Below are 19,330 nucleotides of genomic sequence, written 5' to 3' on the forward strand. Positions count from 1 at the left end.
GATCTTTACCTGGTCATTCTCGATTACGTTTCAGGCATGACCGACGATTTTGCCGCCCGTCTTGCACGTGACATCGGTGGCGGACAGCACTAGGCGATGTGGCTCCTCGGTCCTTTTATTGCCCGCTATCGGCGGCGCACGGCTTTTCTGGCAGCAGGGGCATTGGCGGCCATCGTTTACGGGCTGGTTGATCAAAGCACGCGCCCGGAAATACAGGCGTGGTACTGGCCGTCTGTTGCCAGTGCGGTGACGTTTTTTCTGACCCGGTTTATCATTTCCCGGCTGATTGGTCGGTTTATCGGCGGAGTGCGCCGTAAACTGCACTAGGCAATCTGCCCGGCGTTCTGGGGTCAGGACCTATTCAGATAAAGAAAAAGGCAGGCTCGAAAGCCTGCCTTCTGATGTCGGGATCGTTGCTGTTTGCCATTTGGCAAACGGCACCAATCATTCCTGACCGCCACCCATGGCGCTGCTGATTTTCTTGTCGGTGTTATACTGGCTGAGCGCGTAAACGGCCCAAATTGCTGCCGGAACCCAACCAATCAGCGTGATCTGCAAGATCAGGCAGATAACACCGGCAATCGGACGCCCGATGGTAAAGAAAAGCAACCAGGGCAGAAGAAGTGCAATCAATAGACGCATGGATGAAATCCCCTTTTTAGTTCGACGTGCTTACATGCCGTCTTCGAAAGTAACCGTCACAACGCGGTTGCCCTGTTCGGGCACGCCGTCAGCAGTTGAAACCGGCACATTGGCTTCACCGCTGATGCTGATTGCAAGTTTGCTTGCCTGGACGCCGGCATCACGCAATGCCTTGACCACCGCATCAACGCGCGATTTGGCAAGGATATCATTATACATCGCATCACCGGCACGGTCAGCATAGGCAACAAGACTGATCATTTTCGGATCATATTTGCCATAGGCCTCGACAATACCGTTCACAACAGACATCGCCTTGCTATCAATGGCAGCACTGTCGAACCCGAAATAGACATTCATCGGAACCGGCATCGGCATCGCTGCCATCGGGGCCGGGCCGGTATCAAGTTCGGCCTGTACGATGGCCAGGGCCTGATAGAATGCCGAACGGCAGTTATCAATGTCTTCCTGCTGGATGTTTTCTTCGAGTTCCTGCAACCAGCAATCAAAGCTGCTCTGTGCCCGTGCGGCAGCACTGGCAGCCTTTTCACGACCACCGGCCTCAAGTGCCGCCATCAGGTCAGAACGGGCGACTTCAACCTCGGCCTCGGACCCTTCGGGCAGGTTACGTTCGGCAATTGCCTGTGGACCGGAATCCATGCCCATCGCCGCAGTCTTTGAACGGTTGGTGAAATAACGTGCATCGGCCCAGTCAGCCTCGTCATATTCTGCCTGGGCAAGGTCTGCATAATTCTGGTGAAGAGCTGCGTCAAAAGCCGATCCTTCGTCGGCCATATCGCGCACTCCGGGAATGTTCATGTTCGCGCACGCACTCAGAAAGGCGGCGGCGGATACAACGGCAAGCAGTTTGGCTCTCATCGGTGTTACTCCTTGATCTGACCGACTATCGGGATCCCAATCCCATTCTATTTTTTTCGGCCATGCCGACATTTTTCCCAATGTCTTGTCAGGCCATATGGCGGGCCTTGTGGCCCGTCCTGTTCCATGCCGTTCTTGTCATAATCAGATCAACAGACCTGACCCCGAATTTCGATCCACCTCACGTCCGTGGTCGAAGCCCCAAGACAACACAGATTGTGGATATAACTATCCCTAACCCAAGATATATAGAAGTCAAATTCATGAAAAAAAGCAGTGGGATAGAGAAAATTCACAATCGACGGACATCCGGTCTCACGGCCGCCTCATCGATTTGATCACGCTATCGCCAAAAACACAGCGGCCCGATGGATCAAAAACAAATCCATCGGGCCGAACATCACATCAGATCAACACGATCATACGATGACCTAGTCCGAGGAACCGCCAAACAGTCCCTTGACCGCGCCACCAAGCGCATCGGCACCTTCTTTCAGCTTGGTACCACCGCCACTTGCGGCACCACCAACCGCACCGACGACACCTTTGCCAAGATCACCAACGCCCTGCAACAGGCCATCGACATTCAAGTTTGAAACCGCCTTGAAGACGGCGGTGTTGATCGCCGTCAGGATTTCACCGGCAACCTGGGCCGGGGTCGCGCCGCCTTCTTCCTTGCCCACATCGGTCAGATGAATTTCCGGCAGGCTGGCAGACAGTTTCTTGCCCTGCAGGAAGTCGGCCGAAACGCCAACATCACCGTTGCGGACATAGACATTGTCGATAATGATTTTGGTTCCACCCGCGGCATCATCGCCAGATGTGGCCCCATCGGCGCCACCCGCACCGGTCGGACCGGAAACACGTTGGACAAAGGCTTCGACGTTGCGCTGGATGGTTGCGATGTTTGAACTGCCATTGCCCAGTTCGTAAATGACACTTGGCTGATCAACCACCACTTCGATGATACGGATCGTGTCGCTGGTCAGGGTCGAACCATCAAGACGGACCGAGATATTGCCAAGCGAGAACGCATAATCGGAGTTGAACCCGTCGGGATTGCCGACCACAAGCCCGTCGATCGCCGCAGTATTTTGCGTCGGTTCGATCGACACACCTTCAACCGCGACATCGGCCAGGGTCACACGCGTGCCAGCCTCTTCGATGGTGGATTTCACGATGTTATCAAGATTGACGTAAACATAGACGAGGGCCCCGACGACCAAAACGATGATCACGGCCAGACCAATCAGTATCTTTTTCATTGCCCGTTTCCTGCGTAGTGCCTCACCGAAAATACGCGAAATTCAACCCTTAGGGTGCAAATGGGGACGCATCCGGTTTCGTTCAACCAGAAGAGTTGCGCTGATCGGCCAGACAATCAAGTTATTTCACATGACAAAACAGCGGATTAGGCTTCCCTGATCCGCTGTTTTGAAATCTCGGCTAATCTGCGTATTCAGAGATTGAATTCCACCACAACGGGTGCGTGGTCTGATGGTTTTTCCCAATCCCGGGCAATGTCATAGACCGATGCCGTGCGCACCGTTCCAGCCATGTTTGGCGTCATCCAGACATGGTCCAGTCGACGGCCCTTGTTGCTTGCCCGCCAGTCGCGTGCGCGATAGCTCCACCAGCTAAACAGTTTTTCGGGTTCGGGAACCACTTCGCGGACAGCATCAATGAAATCGCCCGATTGGCGGAATTTCTCAAGGATTTCAACCTCTACCGGCGTGTGACTGACCACGCGCAGAAGCTGCTTGTGCGACCAGACATCATTTTCCGACGGCGCAATGTTGAAATCGCCAACCAGAACAGCCTTGCGGTTGGAATCGGTTGCCCGACGCTCCCCCCACCAGTTGGTCATTTCATCAATGAAGGAAAGCTTGTGGGCAAACTTTTCATTGATTGCCGGATCGGGTTCATCCCCGCCAGCCGGGATATAGAAGTTATGAAGCTCGACGCCATTTTCGAACTTCGCCATGCAATGACGGCGATCTTCCTTGCCACAGAAATGCTTGATGTCGGTTTCGACAAACGGCAGGCGCGATATGATCGCAACCCCGTTATAGCTTTTCATGCCGTGATTATGACGATGAACATAACCAGCCGCCTCAAAGGCATCATGCGGGAAATGCTCATCGGGGCATTTCAGTTCCTGCAAGCACAGCACATCAGGCTGCTGATCATTCAGAAACTTGATGACCTGTTCAATACGCAGTCGGACGGAATTGATATTCCAGCTTACGATTTTCAAAACGGGCTCCGTTTTTGCTCGATTGAGGATGGGCCCCTGCCCCACGATCCCCCCAATGGTCTATTTCAAGGTCACAGACAGTTCCGCGACATCCGCAATCACCAGATCCATGCGATCACCGCGGACAACCTGGCCAACGCCTTCGGGCGTTCCGGTAAACAGAAGATCGCCCGGTTTCAGTTCGATCAGGGTTGAAAGGTGCACCAACGCATCCACCACCGGCCAGATCATTTTTGCCGTAGTGTCGTTCTGACGCAGATCGCCATTGACCGACAATTTCAGGTTGGTGGCGTGCGGATTGCCTGCATCGGCCTTGGGCTTGATGGCGGAAATGGCCGCACAGCCATCAAAGGATTTTGCCATATCCCATGGCAGGCGACGGTCCTTGAGACCGGCCTGAACATCGCGGCGCGTCATATCAAGACCGGCAGCATAGCCAAAAATCGCATCTTCAACGGCGGCGCGGTCCAGATCCTTCCCCCCCTTGGAAAGCGCAGCCACCAGTTCGCCCTCGTAATGCAGATCTTCCGTGCCCGACGGGTATGGCAAATCACCATTTCCGACCACAAGGCAGTCCGTTGGTTTCATAAAGACACAAGGCGGGGTGTCCGAAGGATCGGAACCCATTTCGCGGACATGCTCGGCATAGTTTTTGCCGATGCAGAAAATGCGATTTACCGGGAAAACGTCGTCGGTGCCCTGAACCGGAATGGTCGTCGGTGCAGGTGCGTCAAAGATCAAACTCATGATGACCCCGTGTTGTTTATGCGTGATATGCAACAGTCATAAACAAGCACGGATCAGAAAGAAACGCCCAATGCGCATTGGTACGTATCTGCTGTCAGGAATTGTCAGGAGAAAGGGTCATCGCACCCTCGGGTAGGTGCTTACAGGTCACTTGCGCCTCTCGCGCAGGATCATATCGCGAACTCTGGTCTTGGCGATCTGCAAGGCAGAAAACTGTTCCGGATCCTGAACAGAGGGCACAGCAAGGATCAAAAGTTTGGCGGTTTGGCCGGCATTGACATGAAGATGGTAACGCTGCCCCTGAAGGATCGAAATGCAGCCGTAATGGCTTTCATATACATTTCCGTCGCCATCACTGACCATGACGGTTCCGGAACGCACAAAGACAATCTCTTCGGCGTGACGGCTTTGGATGCCTGATACCACGCATGGCCCGTGCAAGACGACTTCGCGTGTTGCAAGCCCGGCCGCGACGTCATCATTTGCCGGGGTCGCGACACCCAGATCAGCATCAAGCGTTTTTGGCCGTCTTACCATTTGTGCACATCCCGAAATTGAAACCGGTTTGGTTTAATGCCGGGAAAATGCCGGTAACGGCCACATCACACCATCCACATATGGGGAGTGTATGAAAAAAGGGGTGATACACGTGGCATCACCCCTTTGAAATCATTATGGAAAGCGGATCAGAGTAATCCTTCGATCACGCGATCTGGTGGTGTGTGACCGTCGACAAACGTCTTGATGTTGATCAGGACCTTTTCGCCCATATCAACGCGGCCCTCAATGGTGGCCGATCCCATATGGGGCAACAGAACCGCGTTTTGCAGTTCAAGCAATTTCGGGTTCACCGCCGGTTCGTGTTCAAACACGTCCAGTCCGGCACCGGCGATTTCACCATCTGCCAGCATCCGGGTCAGGGCCGGTTCATCAACGATTTCGCCGCGTGCGGTGTTGACCAGAATGGCATGCGGTTGCATCAGTTTAAGACGACGCGCCGACAACAAATGATAGGTCGCAGGCGTATGCGGGCAGTTGACCGAAATGACGTCCACATGGGCCAGCATCTGATCAAGGCTTTCCCAATAGGTCGCATCCAGTTCTTCTTCGATATCGGGATGTACGCGACGGCGGTTGTGGTAATGCACCGAAAGGCCGAAACCCTTTGCCCGGCGTGCCAGCGCACGGCCGATACGGCCCATGCCGACAATGCCAAGGCGCTTACCCCAGATGCGATGACCGAGCATAAGCGTCGGGCCCCAGCCCGCCCATTCGCCCTTGCGAATAAGACGCTCGCCCTCTGCCAGGCGGCGCGATACCGACAGGATCAGCGCCATGGTCATATCCGCGGTATCCTCGGTCAGGACATCGGGTGTATTGGTGACCGTAATGCCACGCGAACGGGCAGTTTGCAGATCGACATGATCGACACCGGTGCCGAAATTGGCAATCAGACGCAGATTGGGGCCCGCATGGGCCAGAACCGCCGCATCGATCTTGTCGGTGACGGTTGGCACCAGCACATCGGCTTCCTTGACCGCATCAATCAGTTCCTGCTTGCTCATCGGCGCATCATCAATGTTCAGACGCGCGTCAAACAGTTCCATCATGCGGGTTTCAATCGCTTCCGGCAGTTTCCGGGTCACGACGACAAGCGGTTTTTTCTTGGTCATGTGCCGATCCTATGCGGTCTTTTAACTCTTTTTCAGACAAAATAAGGCATGGTGCATTTTTGTGCCCTGCCGCAGTGCAGTGATGCCATGCCGAAAGGTACAAAAGCAAGAATTTTGACGCACTTTTTGTAATTTTATTTCGCAACAGCGAATTATTACAAAACCAGCGCAAATGGAATAAATGAAGGAATACCAACAAGATGCCGCAGGTTTTGCGCAAATTTCTGTATCGCTTCATGGCCTTGGCGATTCTTGGCAGTCTGACCGCTCCGATCGTGGCCAGCGCACAGGAATCGGGCCTGCCGATCCCGCGATTTGTCGCGCTGCGCTCTGACAAGGTATTTTTACGCTCTGGCCCCGGCCTGCGTTATCCGAAAGTCTGGATTTATCACCGTCGCAATATGCCGATGGAAGTGGTGTCGGAATTCGATACCTGGCGCAAGGTGCGTGACTGGGAAGGCAGCGAAGGCTGGGTTCATCAAAGCCTTCTGATCGGGTCGCGCCACGTCATCGTGACCGATGAAAACATCACGCTCTATTCCGCCGCCGACAAGAATGCCCGCAAGATTGCGCTGGTCTCGGCAAGTGTGATTGGCCGCATCGAAGACTGCCCGGCGACGGTCGATTGGTGTCAATTGCGGTTTGGTGATTTCGAAGGCTGGGCGCCCCGCCACGGGTTCTGGGGTATCTACGAAGGCGAGAATGTCGAAGGATAAAACGCGTTCCTGCTGACCATTTCGGAAACCGAGATCAGGCTCACGCTTCGACAGAAATCCGATTGGCCGGACGGTCCGCACGACCACTGCCGCCCGATGTTCCATTGCCACCGCTGTCATATCCGCCAAACCCGGTACTTGCGAACGGCCGGGTTGCTCCGCTGTCTGGAACAGCTTGGCCAAGGAAGTCTTGTGATTGGCTCGGATCGTCATCTTCGGCGGTCGGATCGAAGAACGGATCTTCTTCCTGTTCCGGCACAGGATCAGGGCGCGGTTCTGGCAAGGCAATACCACCCACCGCGACGGTCTGATTGGCAAGCTGTGCGGAAATATCGCCAAGATAGGCCTGCAGGTTTTGCGCAATGTTTGCCTGCGCATCCTCGCGACCAGATGGCGCCGATGCCGCCAGTTGCGCCTGGACAATGTTTTCACCCGCAACCTGCGAAACGCGGTTCTGGTCCTGCGCAGTTCGCAAACTTCCCTGATCAGCAGAAACAGAAATCTCGCGATCACGCAGCGCTTGCTGCGCCTCGTCAACCAGCGCACGCGCATTGGAAACGCCCGTACTGTCGGAAACATTTATCGCCGAAAGGCCGGCCGCCAGATCTTCGGAACTCGACGCCGACAACGTCACATCAATCCGATTGTCTGATGATGTGCCGCTGCCAACCTGAAGTGTAATCGTCTGATCCGATGCCAGAAGATCGCGGCCCTCAAAATTGCTATTGGCCGCAATATCGTCGATCCGGGTCAGATAATCTTCGATCTGTGCATTTAACTGTGCGCGTTGCTGTGTGGACAGATCGCTGTTTTCTTCCGCAACCGTGACAAGCGCGTCAATTTCGTCAAGCGCATCGCCAATCCGCGAAAGGTCGCTTGATGCTTGACCAAGAAGTTCACCGGCACTGCCCAAAGACCGGTTTAGTTGCGCATTGGTAGAACCTGCGCTGCGAAGCGGGTCGGTATTGCGGTTTGTGTTTTGATTGTTGGCGGAGAACTGGCTGCTCTCAGACGCAATCAACCGGTTCTGCGGGGCTATTGCACGCGCAGTACTGGTATAGATCGGCAACTGACTGGCCAGTGGTTCCATTGTTTTTCCGCTCAAACAAGCCGGCAAAACAACTACGTGCTGCACGGGCAAAGGGACTGATCACTTTCAATCCCTTGCCAACCTGACCATCCTGGTGTCCGGCGGAAATACCAACTGATAGTATAGTATATCAGTGAATAAAAATTAAGCCCCAAAGCGCACCGCTCTGCGAACGGCGTCAACCGGCAGAAACGCGGCGCAAAATGGCGAATAATTCAAGATGTGACGACCACAGGAACTGGTCGACCGGCACGACTTTGGTGATTTCATAGCCGCCATTCCGAAGAACCCGCATGTCCCGGCTAAATGTCGCCGGATTGCATGATACGGCAATGATCCATTCTGGCCCGTCAACAGCAAGCGTCTCTGACTGGGCAAGGGCCCCGGCACGCGGCGGATCAAACACGACAAGGTCAAAGCTACTGAGTTCATCCCCAACAAGCGGCTGGCGAAACAGATCGCGCTTTACGACCTTGACCGGGCTGCCCGATTGTCCGACCGCATATTGCAGTAATTCCACGGCTCGCGGATCACTTTCTACAGCCGTGACCGAACGCCGTTTGCCCGAAAGGGCCAGTGAAAATGTAAAACTGCCCACACCGCAGAAAAGATCGGCAACGTTTTTGGGCGCGATATCGGCCAATGCCGACTTGATGGCAGCAACCAGTGCCTGTTCCCCGTCCTGGGTGGCCTGCAAGAAACCGCCCGGCGCAATCGCCACTTCGACGCCTTCAAAACGGACAACCGGCAAATGACGCGCAGCAACCGGTTCATCTGGACGATCCCCCGTTTTCCAGCTCAGCCGTGCGATATTTTGCGCTTCTGCGAATTCCGCCAGATCCTGTCGCATATCAAGGTCGGGATCGTTGCTTGCCTGAATAAGCACATCCAGACCGCTATCGGTCAGGGTCACAAAAACTTCCTTAATGTCGCGTGCATTTTCCGGCGGGCAGGCTTCAAGGAACATGACGAATGCTTCTCGAAAGGCCATCAGTTCCGGACGCAATACCGCACAGTCGGGCACATTCAGAACCGTATGACTGAACCGCCCATGAAAACCGACAAAAACGCCCGTTGCCCCGACATGCACTGAAAAACCGGCACGACGGCGACTTGCCGGCGGTGAAATTTCGACATCCCCGACAAGTGTTTTGGCATCTTGCGGATCAATACCCGCACGCTGAACGGCCACAAGCGCCTTGTCACGTTTCCAGGTGCGGTAATCGTCATCATTCATGTGTTGCAGGGCGCAGCCCCCGCATTCCTTGAAATGCGCGCAGCGTGGCGTGTTATAGCCACTCGAACGTGCGATTTCGGCAACCACCTCGGCCCCATACCCATCGCCACGTTTCTGGCGAAGCGCAACGCGCACCTGATCACCGGGCAACACGCAATCCACATAGATCAAAACCGATTTACCATCGGGTGTCGCGACATGGGCAATCCCATCGCCGCGCGCACCGATCTGTTCGATGGTGACGTCTGCTTCAAACCCGATCAGCGGATCACGCCGGGATGGCTGACGTTTGCGTCCTCCCCGTGCACGGGGATTGCGGTTATGGTGTTTCATGGACTCTCTCTGGGGGTGATCTTTGTCACACAATGACCGGCCTTTACTGCGGGTGCCGGATTTCCGCCTCAGATACAACACTTCACGTTTTCAGAACAGGGGCTAACACGGATTTATTATCGCCAAACCTGTATCAAAACCCTGTCCCGGAACAGTTTTTGGCAATTACCGTCAAAAATTAATCCGTAAATGCAGGCGACCAACCCCTTAAAGTCGTGTAAGAATAACACCATAAACAAATAGTACCGGTTATCGGCCAGCAAAATACACTGGCATCTTTATCCATCGGTGCATGGATGTTTACTGGTGATAACCGTATGCACACACATCCTGATCGGGGAGGATCAGCAAGGGTCGTTGTGTTTGGGGGACAGATGGAAGAAGAAACAAAGCACGCTGAGGAAAACGCAACCAAACAAACGTCGCGCCTGAAAAAACGGGCGTTGGCGGCTGGTTTTCTGACGGCTGCTTTCTTCGCATCTGTCACCTATCTGATTTGGCAAATGGTTGAAAGTGATCGCCGCGTAATCCTTCAATCTGCAGGCCAGATTACGGCAAATTCCGTTTCCCAGCAGATCAAATCCATTGTGAACAATAACCTCGCGGTGCTTGAAAGCTTTGCCGACAATTGGCAAAGCGGCCCGCCCGAGGACGAAAGAGATTATCTTTCGGTTGCGACCCCGCTTCAAAGCCGCTTCCCGGCACTCCAGGCGATCAACTGGATAACGCCGAACTACATCATTTTGTATGTCGCCCCGATCAAGGGCAACGTTCCGGCCATGGGGGCGGATCTCAAACGTCATCCGCTTGCCGGTCCGGTTCTTGATATCGCGCTTGATCAACGCCGCACCCAAATCACACCAACGCTTGAGCTCATGCAGGGCGGGCGCGGTTTTGCGGCCTATACCCCGGTTCTGGGCCGCGATGGCGAGATTATCGGGATCATCAACGGGGCGTTTCGCATTCGCTCCATGCTGGCGGCGGTGATCAATACCGAACAGGTCGAAGATTACACCGTCCGTGTCCGCGAAGGTGACACTGTTCTGTTTGAAATTCGTGGCGAAGGTGACGATGAAACCCTTCAGCGCACAGTCGCCTTTGATGTGGTTGGCCGACAATGGCAGGTCGATGTCATTGCCGATCCGCAACTGGCGCACAGCACGATCAATCCAGAACTGATCCTGATATTCGGCGCACTGACGACCATTTTGTTCACGACGATTGTCTTCCTGCTGAGCAACCGTCAGAAAATGGCAATGCGCCGCACGGTTCATCACATCCAAGCTGGTGATGACATCAGTGACCTGTCGCTATCGATCACCAAGCTTGACGGTCACCTGAAATCAATGTCGCCGGAAACCGCCGAATTCTTTGATTTGCGCGAAGAGGATTACGGCTTTATCCGGTTTTATAATCTCGCACCGGAATTCCAGTCGGATGGCACCGCATCCCGTCGTTCGCAGGAAAAGATGCTGCTCGCGATCAACCGTGGTGATGACGAACTCAGGCGTGAATGGATTGTCCGCAGTGCCGAGGGCGTGCATGTCGTCTGCGATCTGACAATGCGCCCCTCCACAACCCATCCGGACTGTGTCGACATCACCTTGCATCACAATCCGGCCGCCAATGCATCGGTCAACCGGTTGCGCTATCTGGCGACGCACGACCCGCTGACCGGCCTTCCCAACCATGCCCTGTTTGAAGATCGCCTCAATCAGGCGGTTGCCCATGCAAAACGCTATGAAAAGCTTCTGTCGGTGCTTGTCGTCGATATCGACAATTTCCGTGCGATCAATGACCGGTTCGGGGCCGATGTCGGCGATGAGACGCTGCGCACCATCTCCGGTCGCCTCCGCACCACTGTGCGCGAAAAGGATACTTGTGCCAGGTTCTCGGGCGATATGTTTGCCATCATCGCAACCGACCTGTCCGAGGCCGAGGGGGCCGCACTGGTTGCCGAACGCGTGGTCGAAGCCATGTCGCAGCCGATCCTGACCACCACGGGCGATGAAATTCGCCTGCATGTCAGTGTCGGTGTCGCACTTTATCCCAACGATGCACGTGCACCATCGCAATTGATGGCCAATGCCGATGCGGCAATGTATCGCGCTCAGAAATCCGCAGAATCATCTTATTGCTTCTTCGTCGAGACGATGAACAACGTGATGCATGCGCGCCTGTCGATGGAAACGCAGTTGCGCCGTGCGGTCGATGAAAAACGTTTTGTTCTGGAATATCAGCCGCGCTATCGCACATCGGACCGCACGCTTACCGGGTTCGAGGCACTGCTGCGCTGGATTGATGACAGTGGCAAGCGCCGCCTGCCGCCCGATTTCATCGCGGTTGCGGATCGGACAGGCCTGCTTTCACCCCTTGGTCACTGGATCATCGAAACCGTCTGCAAACAGGTCGCCGACTGGCGCCGTCAGGGTTATGTCCCGGTACCGATTGCGCTCAACGTTTCAAGCCGCCAGTTCATTCAGGCCGATCTGATCAAGAACATCACCGATCTGACCGCCGAACATGAAGTTGATCCAGCAATGATCGAAATCGAGGTGTCCGAAGAAATCGTCATGCGCGATCCTGAACGCGCCCTTGGTCAGTTCTATCGTTTCTCGGAGGCGGGCATTGGCCTGACGCTTGATCACTTTGCAGCGGGCAACACGTCGCTGCGGTATCTGAAACGCTTCCCGGTCCAGCGCATAAAACTGTCCAAGTCGCTGTTTAATGTCGCACTTGATGAACAGCCCGAAAACAGCGTCCTGCAACCAGCCATCCGGCTGTGCAAAAGCCTGAACCGCAAGGTGGTTGCCGTTGGCGTTGAAACCGAAGAACAGATGGCATCCCTTCAGGCGGCCGAATGCGATGAAATTCAAGGCTTCCTTCTATCGCCACCGCGCGATGCCGCCGATACGATGGAACTCCTGATACAGCAAAAACCGACCAAATCGGCCGCCAAAGGCAAGTCACGCCCTGCCTCTGACACGAAATCGGGATAGCCTGAGCCTGTCATTCCGATCAAAGAAAACCCCCGCAGCCGGATCGATTGCGGGGGTTTGTTTTTTGGTGTTCGAATGAGGTGACTAAAGCAGGAAGACTGCCGCCAATCCCAAAAAGGCAAAAAAGCCGACAACATCGGTAATCGTCGTCAGGAAAACCGCCGACGAGACAGCCGGGTCAATGCCCGCACGTTCCAGACCAAGCGGGATCAGCGCCCCGAACAGGCCGGCAAACAGCAGGTTGATGATCATGGCAACGCCGATCACACCACCAAGCAGCATGTCATCAAACCAGAACCAGGTCACAGCCCCGGCAAGAACCGCAAAGGCCAGGCCGTTCAGGCCACAAACCGCGACTTCCTTGCGGATCACGCGCAGTGCGTTGGTACTGGTCAGCTCACGCGTGGCAATCGCACGCACGGCCACGGTCAATGTCTGCGTGCCCGCATTACCCCCCATCGAGGCGACGATTGGCATCAGCACGGCCAGCGCAACAAGCTTTTCAATCGTTCCTTCAAACAAACCGATCACAACCGATGCCATGATCGCGGTGCCAAGATTAACCAAAAGCCATGTAAAACGTGATCGGGTGGTGGCAAAGATCGCACTTGAAAGGTCGTCTTCCTCGCCGACACCGGCAAGGCGCATCATGTCTTCTTCGTATTCCTCGTCGATAACGTCAACGACGTCATCAACCGTGATCACACCGACCAGCCGTCCGCTGTCATCGACAACCGGGGCGGAAATCAAGTCGCGTTGACGGAACAGGTGGGCGACGTTTTCCTGTTCCTCGGTCACGACGACCGTGCGCATTTCATCTGATTCCATCACGTCACGGATCAGCACCGGGCGGTTTGTCCGGATCACACGCGACAGCGGCACAATGCCCACCGGGCTATAGCGCGGATCGACGACAATGATGTCGTAAAAATCTTCCGGCAGGCTTTTGGCCGAACGCAGGAAATCAATGGTTTGCCCGACAGACCAGTAATCCGGGATCGCCACCAGCTCGCGCTGCATGATACGACCGGCGGTATATTCCGGATAAGACAGCGCCTCTTCAACGCGCGCGCGCTCGATATCCGACAGCGCGCCAAGAAGTTCGCGCTGCTCATCCTCGTCAAAGTCCTCGATGACCTCAACAACGTCATCGGAGTCAAGTTCGGTTATGGCCTCGGCCACCACATCGGTGCCAAGTAACCCGATGACTTCTTCACGAAGTTCATCATCAAGTTCGGTCAGGAATTCCGGATCAAAATCCGGCCGGATCAGATCGACAAGCAGTTCACGCTGGTTGGAGCTTGCCCACCCCAGCAAATCGGCAATATCGGCAAAGTGCAACTCGCCCAGAAGATCAGCAGCCTTGCTGCCTTCTTCTTCGCCCAGCGCATCAAAGATTTCGCGGGCATATTCGGGAGTCAGATCGACATATTCATCGCCAGACGACTTTTCCGCCGGCCGGTCGAGTTCTTCAACTTGACCTGTCATCTGCCCCTCCCTGTTTAATGAGCCGCCAATTTTTCCTGCAAAAGATTAAACGCCGTGTCGGGCATTGTGTTCCAACGCCCGGCACGGCTGTTTCTGCGCTATCACATAGCCCCGGTCAAGAGCGCGATAGCAAATCACCCCAGCCCCGCTTGGGATCAAGACGGGGCTGGGAGTATGTTACTGGCTTTCCTGCGTACGGGTGACGGCATCAACAACGGCAATCGCCGTCATGTTGACAATACCGCGCACGGTAATCGACGGGCTGACGACGTGGGCTGATTTGGCCGCACCGACCAGGATCGGCCCAACCGGAAGCCCGTCGCCCAACATCTTGACCATGTTGTACGAAATGTTGGCTGCATCCAGCGTCGGCATCACCAGAAGGTTGGCCGAACCGCTCAGCATCGAGTGCGGGAAAATCCGGTCACGGATCGGCTGCGAAATGGCCGCATCCGCATGCATTTCACCTTCGACCTCAAGATCGGGTGCCTGCGTTCTAATCAGCTGAAGCGCATCACGCATCTTGCACGCCGACTTGTTTTCATGACTGCCGAAGTTCGAATGCGAAATCAACGCGGCCTTTGGCGTCATGCCGAAACGCTTGACGACATCGGCCGCCATGATGGTGGTTTCCGCCACATGTTCCGGGGTCGGATCGACCGACACATAGGTATCGGTCAGGAAGAACGTCCCCTGCTTCATGATCATCATGTTGACCGTGGAGAAATCGGTAACCCCCTTACGCAGGCCAACAAGATTGCGGACATAGCGCAGATGGCGCAGGAAGCCGCCCTGACAGCCGCACAGCATCGCATCGACTTCCCCACGACGCAGCATCAGGGCCGCGATCACGGTCGGACGGGTACGCACGATTGCGCGGGCATATTCCGGGTTGATGCCGCGACGGCCCATGATGTTGTGGAAGTCCTGCCAGTCCTGTTCGAAATGCGGATTGTCATCGGGATCGTGAATTTCAATCTGCTCATCAGGAACAAGACGCAGGCCAAGCTCGGTAATCCGTTCAAGGATGACCTCGCGGCGACCAATCAGCACCGGATGACAAATGCCGTCATCAACAAGCACCTGACAGGCCTGCAGAACACGACGCGATTCGCCTTCGGGATAGACAACGCGTTTCTTGTGCGACCGCGCCACGTCAAACACCGGCTTCATGACAAGGCCGGACCGGAAGACGAAACCTTCAAGCTGCTGCCGATACTCGTCGAAATCCTCGATCGGGCGTTTGGCAACACCGCTTGCCATGGCGGCCTTGGCCACACGCGGCGGAATTTCGAGCATCAGGCGCGGGTCAAACGGCTTCGGGATAAGATATTCCGGACCGAATTTAAGCTCCTCCCCGCCATAGGCAGTTGCCACCACATCGGAAACCTCGGCGGTTGCCAGATCGGCGATGGCGTGGACTGCGGCGATCTTCATTTCCTCGTTGATCTCGGTCGCGCCAACATCAAGCGCGCCACGGAACAGGAACGGGAAGCAAAGAACGTTGTTCACCTGGTTCGGATAATCCGTACGACCGGTGGCCATAACCGCATCCGGGCGGATTTCCTTGACCAGTTCCGGGGAAACTTCCGGCGTCGGGTTGGCCAGCGCCATGATGATCGGGCCTTCGCCCATCTTGCGAAGCTCATCCTCGCCCATCACGTTCGGGGCCGAAAGACCCAGGAAGATATCAGCCCCTTCGATCACGTCGCTGAGTGTACGTGCGTTGGTTTCAATCGCGTATTCGGCCTTCCACGGATCCATTTCCTCGGCCCGGCCCTTATAGACCACACCGAACCGGTCAGTGACCGTGATGTTGTGCTTGGGCAAACCCATGGAAACCAGAAGGTTCAGACACGCCAAGGCGGCTGCACCGGCACCTGATGTCACAAGGCGGACCTTGTTGATATCCTTGCCGGTCACACGCAGGCCATTGAGGACCGCGGCGGCAACACAAATCGCCGTGCCGTGCTGGTCATCGTGGAAAATCGGAATATTGCAGCGCTTGCGCAATGCCTCTTCAATGATGAAGCATTCGGGCGCCTTAATGTCTTCGAGGTTAACACCCCCGAAAGTCGGCTCCAGTGCTGCGACGATATCGATAAATTTCTGCGGATCGGTTTCGTTCACTTCAAGATCGAAAACATCGATATTGGCGAACTTCTTGAACAGAACCGCCTTGCCTTCCATCACCGGCTTGGACGCCAGCGGGCCAATCGGGCCAAGGCCAAGCACCGCCGTACCGTTCGAAATCACCCCGACCAGGTTACCGCGCGCCGTGTAATCAGCTGCGGTATCGGGGTTTTTGACGATTTCCTCGCACGCGAACGCGACGCCCGGCGAATAGGCCAGGGCAAGGTCACGCTGGTTTGCAAGGGTGGTGGTTGCCGTTACGGACAATTTCCCCGGGGTGGGATACCGGTGATAGTCCAAAGCTGCTTCGCGCAGCTTGTCATTTCTATTTGCCATTATAATACCTTTGATTTCAGGTATTTACATAAATTAACCGTTAATCGGTTAAATCCTGATAATTCACTCTAGCGGGACCGGTAGACTAAATGAGTTTGGCCCGCGATTGAAGCACTCAGTTCATTCTTCGCCAAGGAGCTGCATTGCGTAATTTTCAACGCGGCACCGCACAATAAATCAATTGTTTATGCCGCAACCGCGTGATGACGCACACCAACCGATCCATTGCCGTATTCAAACCATTGTAGGGGATATATGGGGAAGGTCCACAAACGAAAAAACCCGCCATTGCTGACGGGTTCTTTTTCGTGACCTTCCCGATTGCCCGGGAGGCCAGATAATGGTGCGGTCGAGAAGACTCGAACTTCCACGGGGGTTAGCCCACAGCGACCTCAACGCTGCGCGTCTACCAATTCCGCCACGACCGCATATGTTAGTCAGCAAAACCCTTGAGGTAATTAAGTGGGCTTGCCTTGGTGCGGAAAGGGAGATAGCAAATTGGTATCCCCTGATCAAGGGCTCATTTCACTTATTTGACAGGAAAAATGCAAAGCAACGCCCCAACCGCGCAAATCCCCGAGTGGCGCACCACCCCGGAGTTGGTTTCCTACCCCGAAGCCCTTGCAGAAATGGAAGCCCGCGCAGAGGCCATTCACGCTGGCGAAGCCCATGAACTTGTTTGGTTTCTTGAACATCCACCACTTTATACGGCCGGCACCAGTGCCCATGCCGAGGACCTTGTCGATCCGGATCGCTTTCCGGTCTATGACGCGGGCCGCGGCGGGCAATATACCTATCACGGGCCGGGTCAGCGCACGGTTTATCTGATGCTCGACCTTAAGAATCGTGGTCGCGATGTCCGGGTCTATGTTCATAACCTTGAAGAATGGGTGATTCGCACCCTGGCCCTGCTGGGCGTCAAAGGCGAGCGGCGCGATGGCCGGGTTGGCATCTGGGTGGTGCGCGATGATGGCCGCGAAGACAAGATCGCCGCCATTGGCGTACGCGTGCGCCGCTGGGTGACCTTCCACGGCATTGCGATTAATGTCGCCCCGGACCTGACGCATTTCGGTGGAATCGTGCCGTGTGGCATTTCCGACCATGGAGTCACAAGCCTGAAAGATCTTGGCGTCGATATTCCTATGGCGGAACTTGATCGCCTGTTACAACAGACCTTTGGCGAAATCTTTTCGTAACCCCAATCCGGGCCTTCCGAATGAGTGACAAGTCGCAACCGGCCAAGGCAGACACCCCGCCAGCCAAAGGCAGATCCAAGGGCCATAAAATGCCCGAAAGCATTGCCGATGGCGGGATGGCCGACGCCGAACGCGACATTCTTGCCGAACTTGAAAAGGCGCTTGGCGAACATATCGCCCTTTTGCTGCGCTGGAACCGCAAGCTGGTTCTGGCGGATTCGGGAACGCCATCTGACACCGACGAAGACGATCATGATTGTGATTTCGGGGCATGGTACGCGCTTAATCGCCATAACCGCCTGATTGACCAACCCGCCATGCGCGCCCTGGCAACCACCCATCAGCAACTTCACGAGTCGGCCAAACGGCTTCTGAGCGCACATGATGTCGATCACGAAGTCGATTCGGCCGAGTTCGACATGATGGCCCTGCGCGCAGAATCGTTTTTTGCCCAATTGCGCCGACTTGAACGTGCGTTTCGCACCGCGCGATCAGATGTCGATCCTCTCACGGGCACCTATAACCGTCAGACCATGATGGGTGACCTTAATGCCGAACGCGAACGTGCGATCCGCACCGGGGTCCCGACCGCGATCGCGCTGGTGGACCTTGATCACTTCAAATCGGTTAACGACACCTATGGTCATCAGGCCGGTGATCTCGTTTTGCAATCGGTGGCGGGGATCCTGCAATCGCATGTCCGCCCGTTTGACAAGGTGTATCGCTATGGCGGTGAGGAATTCCTGGTCTGCCTGCCCAATGCCGACATGAAGCAATGCGCGCGCGTTCTCGAACGCCTGCGTCGCGTGATCGAGGCATCCCCGGTTGCCATCTCGGACGAAACGATATTGCCGGTGACCGCTTCCATCGGTGCCGCCCCGATGACCAAGAACCGCACGACCGAGCAAATCATCGAGAAAGCCGACAAGGCCCTGTACGCCGCCAAGGAAGGCGGTCGCAATCGCGTGCGCGTCTGGCGCAATCCGGATGGCAAGACCGCGTCCACGGCCACAAAACCCGGCAAGAACGCGACCTGAGGCGATCTACTCCCAGGCACCAAAGTCAAAAGTGCCTCTACCTGGCCCAAGCCACGCCAAATCAGGAAAAATTTTCGCCAAATTCTTCCGCAGCGCAGCAACGGCAATAGGCACCTGTTTTCAGATTGTTACGCCGTGAAAGTGTTTTTGTTCACTGCCAAGAACAAAAAATTCCGCATAAGCGAAATCTTGTCTTCACAAGTTGGCAACATATCTGCAAACTATAATAAGAAAAAGCAGCAGGGCTTTGCCCCATCAAGACCAAGAGAGCAAGGCCAAGAGATAATCGCTGCCGACTTGGGAGGGAATTCGTTTAGACCCGAACGGAGGCCCATGAATGTCCAGTTCTATGGATTTCGCGCCTGGCGACCCGACCTTGATGCTGACCGTACTGCGCAGCGCCGAGGCAAATCTTGATCGCAGCATGTTGCTGCGCCGTGTCCTGTCCCTTTTCTGTACCGACGATTATGGCAATCAGGTTGCCATCCAAGACGGCCCTGACTTGCAGCGCCGCATCGACAATGCCATTGCCAATCTTCAACTGGCTGGCTTGATCCGCATGACGGC

Annotated in this window: 17 protein-coding genes, 1 tRNA gene and 1 pseudogene; 7 read left to right on the forward strand and 12 right to left on the reverse strand. The window is 55.3% G+C overall.

The genetic code is table 11. From position 1 onward, the window contains the following. The coding region (locus B3Z49_RS22110) for a hypothetical protein (protein ID WP_414716265.1) at positions 1-93 on the forward strand (93 nt) is incomplete at its 5' end. A 3-nt stretch (positions 94-96) separates the two neighbouring features. Continuing rightward, positions 97-327: a hypothetical protein gene (locus tag B3Z49_RS15800; RefSeq protein ID WP_296992618.1), complete on the forward strand. Its 231-nt coding sequence runs from the start codon at positions 97-99 to the stop codon at positions 325-327. 117 nt (positions 328-444) lie between these two features. Here B3Z49_RS15800 and B3Z49_RS15805 read toward each other — a convergent pair whose 3' ends face one another. From B3Z49_RS15805 to B3Z49_RS15835, 7 genes are all read right to left on the reverse strand, one after another. Further along, positions 445-642, reverse strand: a complete 198-nt coding sequence (locus B3Z49_RS15805; RefSeq protein WP_008890077.1) for a YqaE/Pmp3 family membrane protein — start codon at positions 640-642, stop codon at positions 445-447. A 30-nt stretch (positions 643-672) separates the two neighbouring features. Continuing rightward, positions 673-1,521: an OmpA family protein gene (locus B3Z49_RS15810; protein ID WP_296992621.1), complete on the reverse strand. Its 849-nt coding sequence runs from the start codon at positions 1,519-1,521 to the stop codon at positions 673-675. Between the two features lie 431 nt (positions 1,522-1,952). After that, positions 1,953-2,786, reverse strand: a complete 834-nt coding sequence (locus B3Z49_RS15815) for a hypothetical protein (RefSeq protein ID WP_296992623.1) — start codon at positions 2,784-2,786, stop codon at positions 1,953-1,955. A gap of 194 nt (positions 2,787-2,980) precedes the next feature. Then, positions 2,981-3,778 (reverse strand): exodeoxyribonuclease III, encoded by a 798-nt coding sequence (gene xth / locus B3Z49_RS15820; protein ID WP_296992624.1) that lies wholly within the window; start codon positions 3,776-3,778, stop codon positions 2,981-2,983. Positions 3,779-3,838: 60 nt separating this feature from the next. After that, a complete protein-coding gene (locus B3Z49_RS15825; protein WP_296992626.1) occupies positions 3,839-4,525 on the reverse strand; it encodes a fumarylacetoacetate hydrolase family protein in 687 nt (228 codons plus the stop codon). Between the two features lie 147 nt (positions 4,526-4,672). Next, on the reverse strand, positions 4,673-5,062 hold the full coding sequence (locus B3Z49_RS15830) for a hypothetical protein (protein ID WP_296992628.1): 390 nt from the start codon (positions 5,060-5,062) through the stop codon (positions 4,673-4,675). Positions 5,063-5,211: 149 nt separating this feature from the next. After that, positions 5,212-6,198, reverse strand: coding sequence for a 2-hydroxyacid dehydrogenase (locus B3Z49_RS15835; protein WP_008890071.1), 987 nt, complete (start codon positions 6,196-6,198; stop codon positions 5,212-5,214). Positions 6,199-6,398: 200 nt separating this feature from the next. Between B3Z49_RS15835 and B3Z49_RS15840 the strand changes: the two genes are divergently transcribed. After that, positions 6,399-6,914 carry an SH3 domain-containing protein gene (locus B3Z49_RS15840; protein ID WP_008890070.1) on the forward strand — a complete coding sequence of 172 codons (516 nt, stop codon included), beginning with the start codon at positions 6,399-6,401 and terminating at the stop codon, positions 6,912-6,914. Positions 6,915-6,954: 40 nt separating this feature from the next. Here B3Z49_RS15840 and B3Z49_RS15845 read toward each other — a convergent pair whose 3' ends face one another. Both B3Z49_RS15845 and B3Z49_RS15850 read right to left on the reverse strand, forming a co-directional pair. Further along, positions 6,955-8,004, reverse strand: a complete 1,050-nt coding sequence (locus B3Z49_RS15845; RefSeq protein ID WP_296992632.1) for a hypothetical protein — start codon at positions 8,002-8,004, stop codon at positions 6,955-6,957. A gap of 178 nt (positions 8,005-8,182) precedes the next feature. Beyond that, on the reverse strand, positions 8,183-9,574 hold the full coding sequence (locus tag B3Z49_RS15850) for a class I SAM-dependent RNA methyltransferase (protein WP_296992634.1): 1,392 nt from the start codon (positions 9,572-9,574) through the stop codon (positions 8,183-8,185). Positions 9,575-9,948: 374 nt separating this feature from the next. Here B3Z49_RS15850 and B3Z49_RS15855 point away from each other — a divergent pair, with 374 nt between their 5' ends. Further along, on the forward strand, positions 9,949-12,573 hold the full coding sequence (locus B3Z49_RS15855; protein ID WP_296992638.1) for a bifunctional diguanylate cyclase/phosphodiesterase: 2,625 nt from the start codon (positions 9,949-9,951) through the stop codon (positions 12,571-12,573). Positions 12,574-12,657: 84 nt separating this feature from the next. Here B3Z49_RS15855 and mgtE read toward each other — a convergent pair whose 3' ends face one another. The 3 genes from mgtE to B3Z49_RS15870 all read right to left on the reverse strand — a co-directional run bounded on the left by mgtE (position 12,658) and on the right by B3Z49_RS15870 (position 16,958). Then, positions 12,658-14,061, reverse strand: coding sequence for a magnesium transporter (gene mgtE, locus B3Z49_RS15860; RefSeq protein WP_008890066.1), 1,404 nt, complete (start codon positions 14,059-14,061; stop codon positions 12,658-12,660). A 177-nt stretch (positions 14,062-14,238) separates the two neighbouring features. Next, positions 14,239-16,530, reverse strand: a complete 2,292-nt coding sequence (locus B3Z49_RS15865) for an NADP-dependent malic enzyme (protein ID WP_008890065.1) — start codon at positions 16,528-16,530, stop codon at positions 14,239-14,241. A gap of 341 nt (positions 16,531-16,871) precedes the next feature. Continuing rightward, a tRNA-Leu gene (locus tag B3Z49_RS15870) sits at positions 16,872-16,958 on the reverse strand. Positions 16,959-17,075: 117 nt separating this feature from the next. On the opposite strand from B3Z49_RS15870, the gene lipB reads away from it, so the two are divergent. The 3 genes and pseudogenes from lipB to B3Z49_RS15885 form a co-directional block, all read left to right on the forward strand. Next, positions 17,076-17,726: a lipoyl(octanoyl) transferase LipB gene (gene lipB / locus B3Z49_RS15875; protein WP_008890064.1), complete on the forward strand. Its 651-nt coding sequence runs from the start codon at positions 17,076-17,078 to the stop codon at positions 17,724-17,726. Positions 17,727-17,746: 20 nt separating this feature from the next. Further along, positions 17,747-18,763, forward strand: coding sequence for a diguanylate cyclase (locus B3Z49_RS15880; protein ID WP_232308310.1), 1,017 nt, complete (start codon positions 17,747-17,749; stop codon positions 18,761-18,763). Between the two features lie 337 nt (positions 18,764-19,100). Next, positions 19,101-19,330 (forward strand): annotated as a pseudogene (locus B3Z49_RS15885) (hypothetical protein); the annotation flags it as partial.

Origin of the sequence: Thalassospira sp. UBA1131 (assembly GCF_002311515.1) — a bacterium.
Taxonomy (GTDB): Bacteria; Pseudomonadota; Alphaproteobacteria; order Rhodospirillales; family Thalassospiraceae; genus Thalassospira.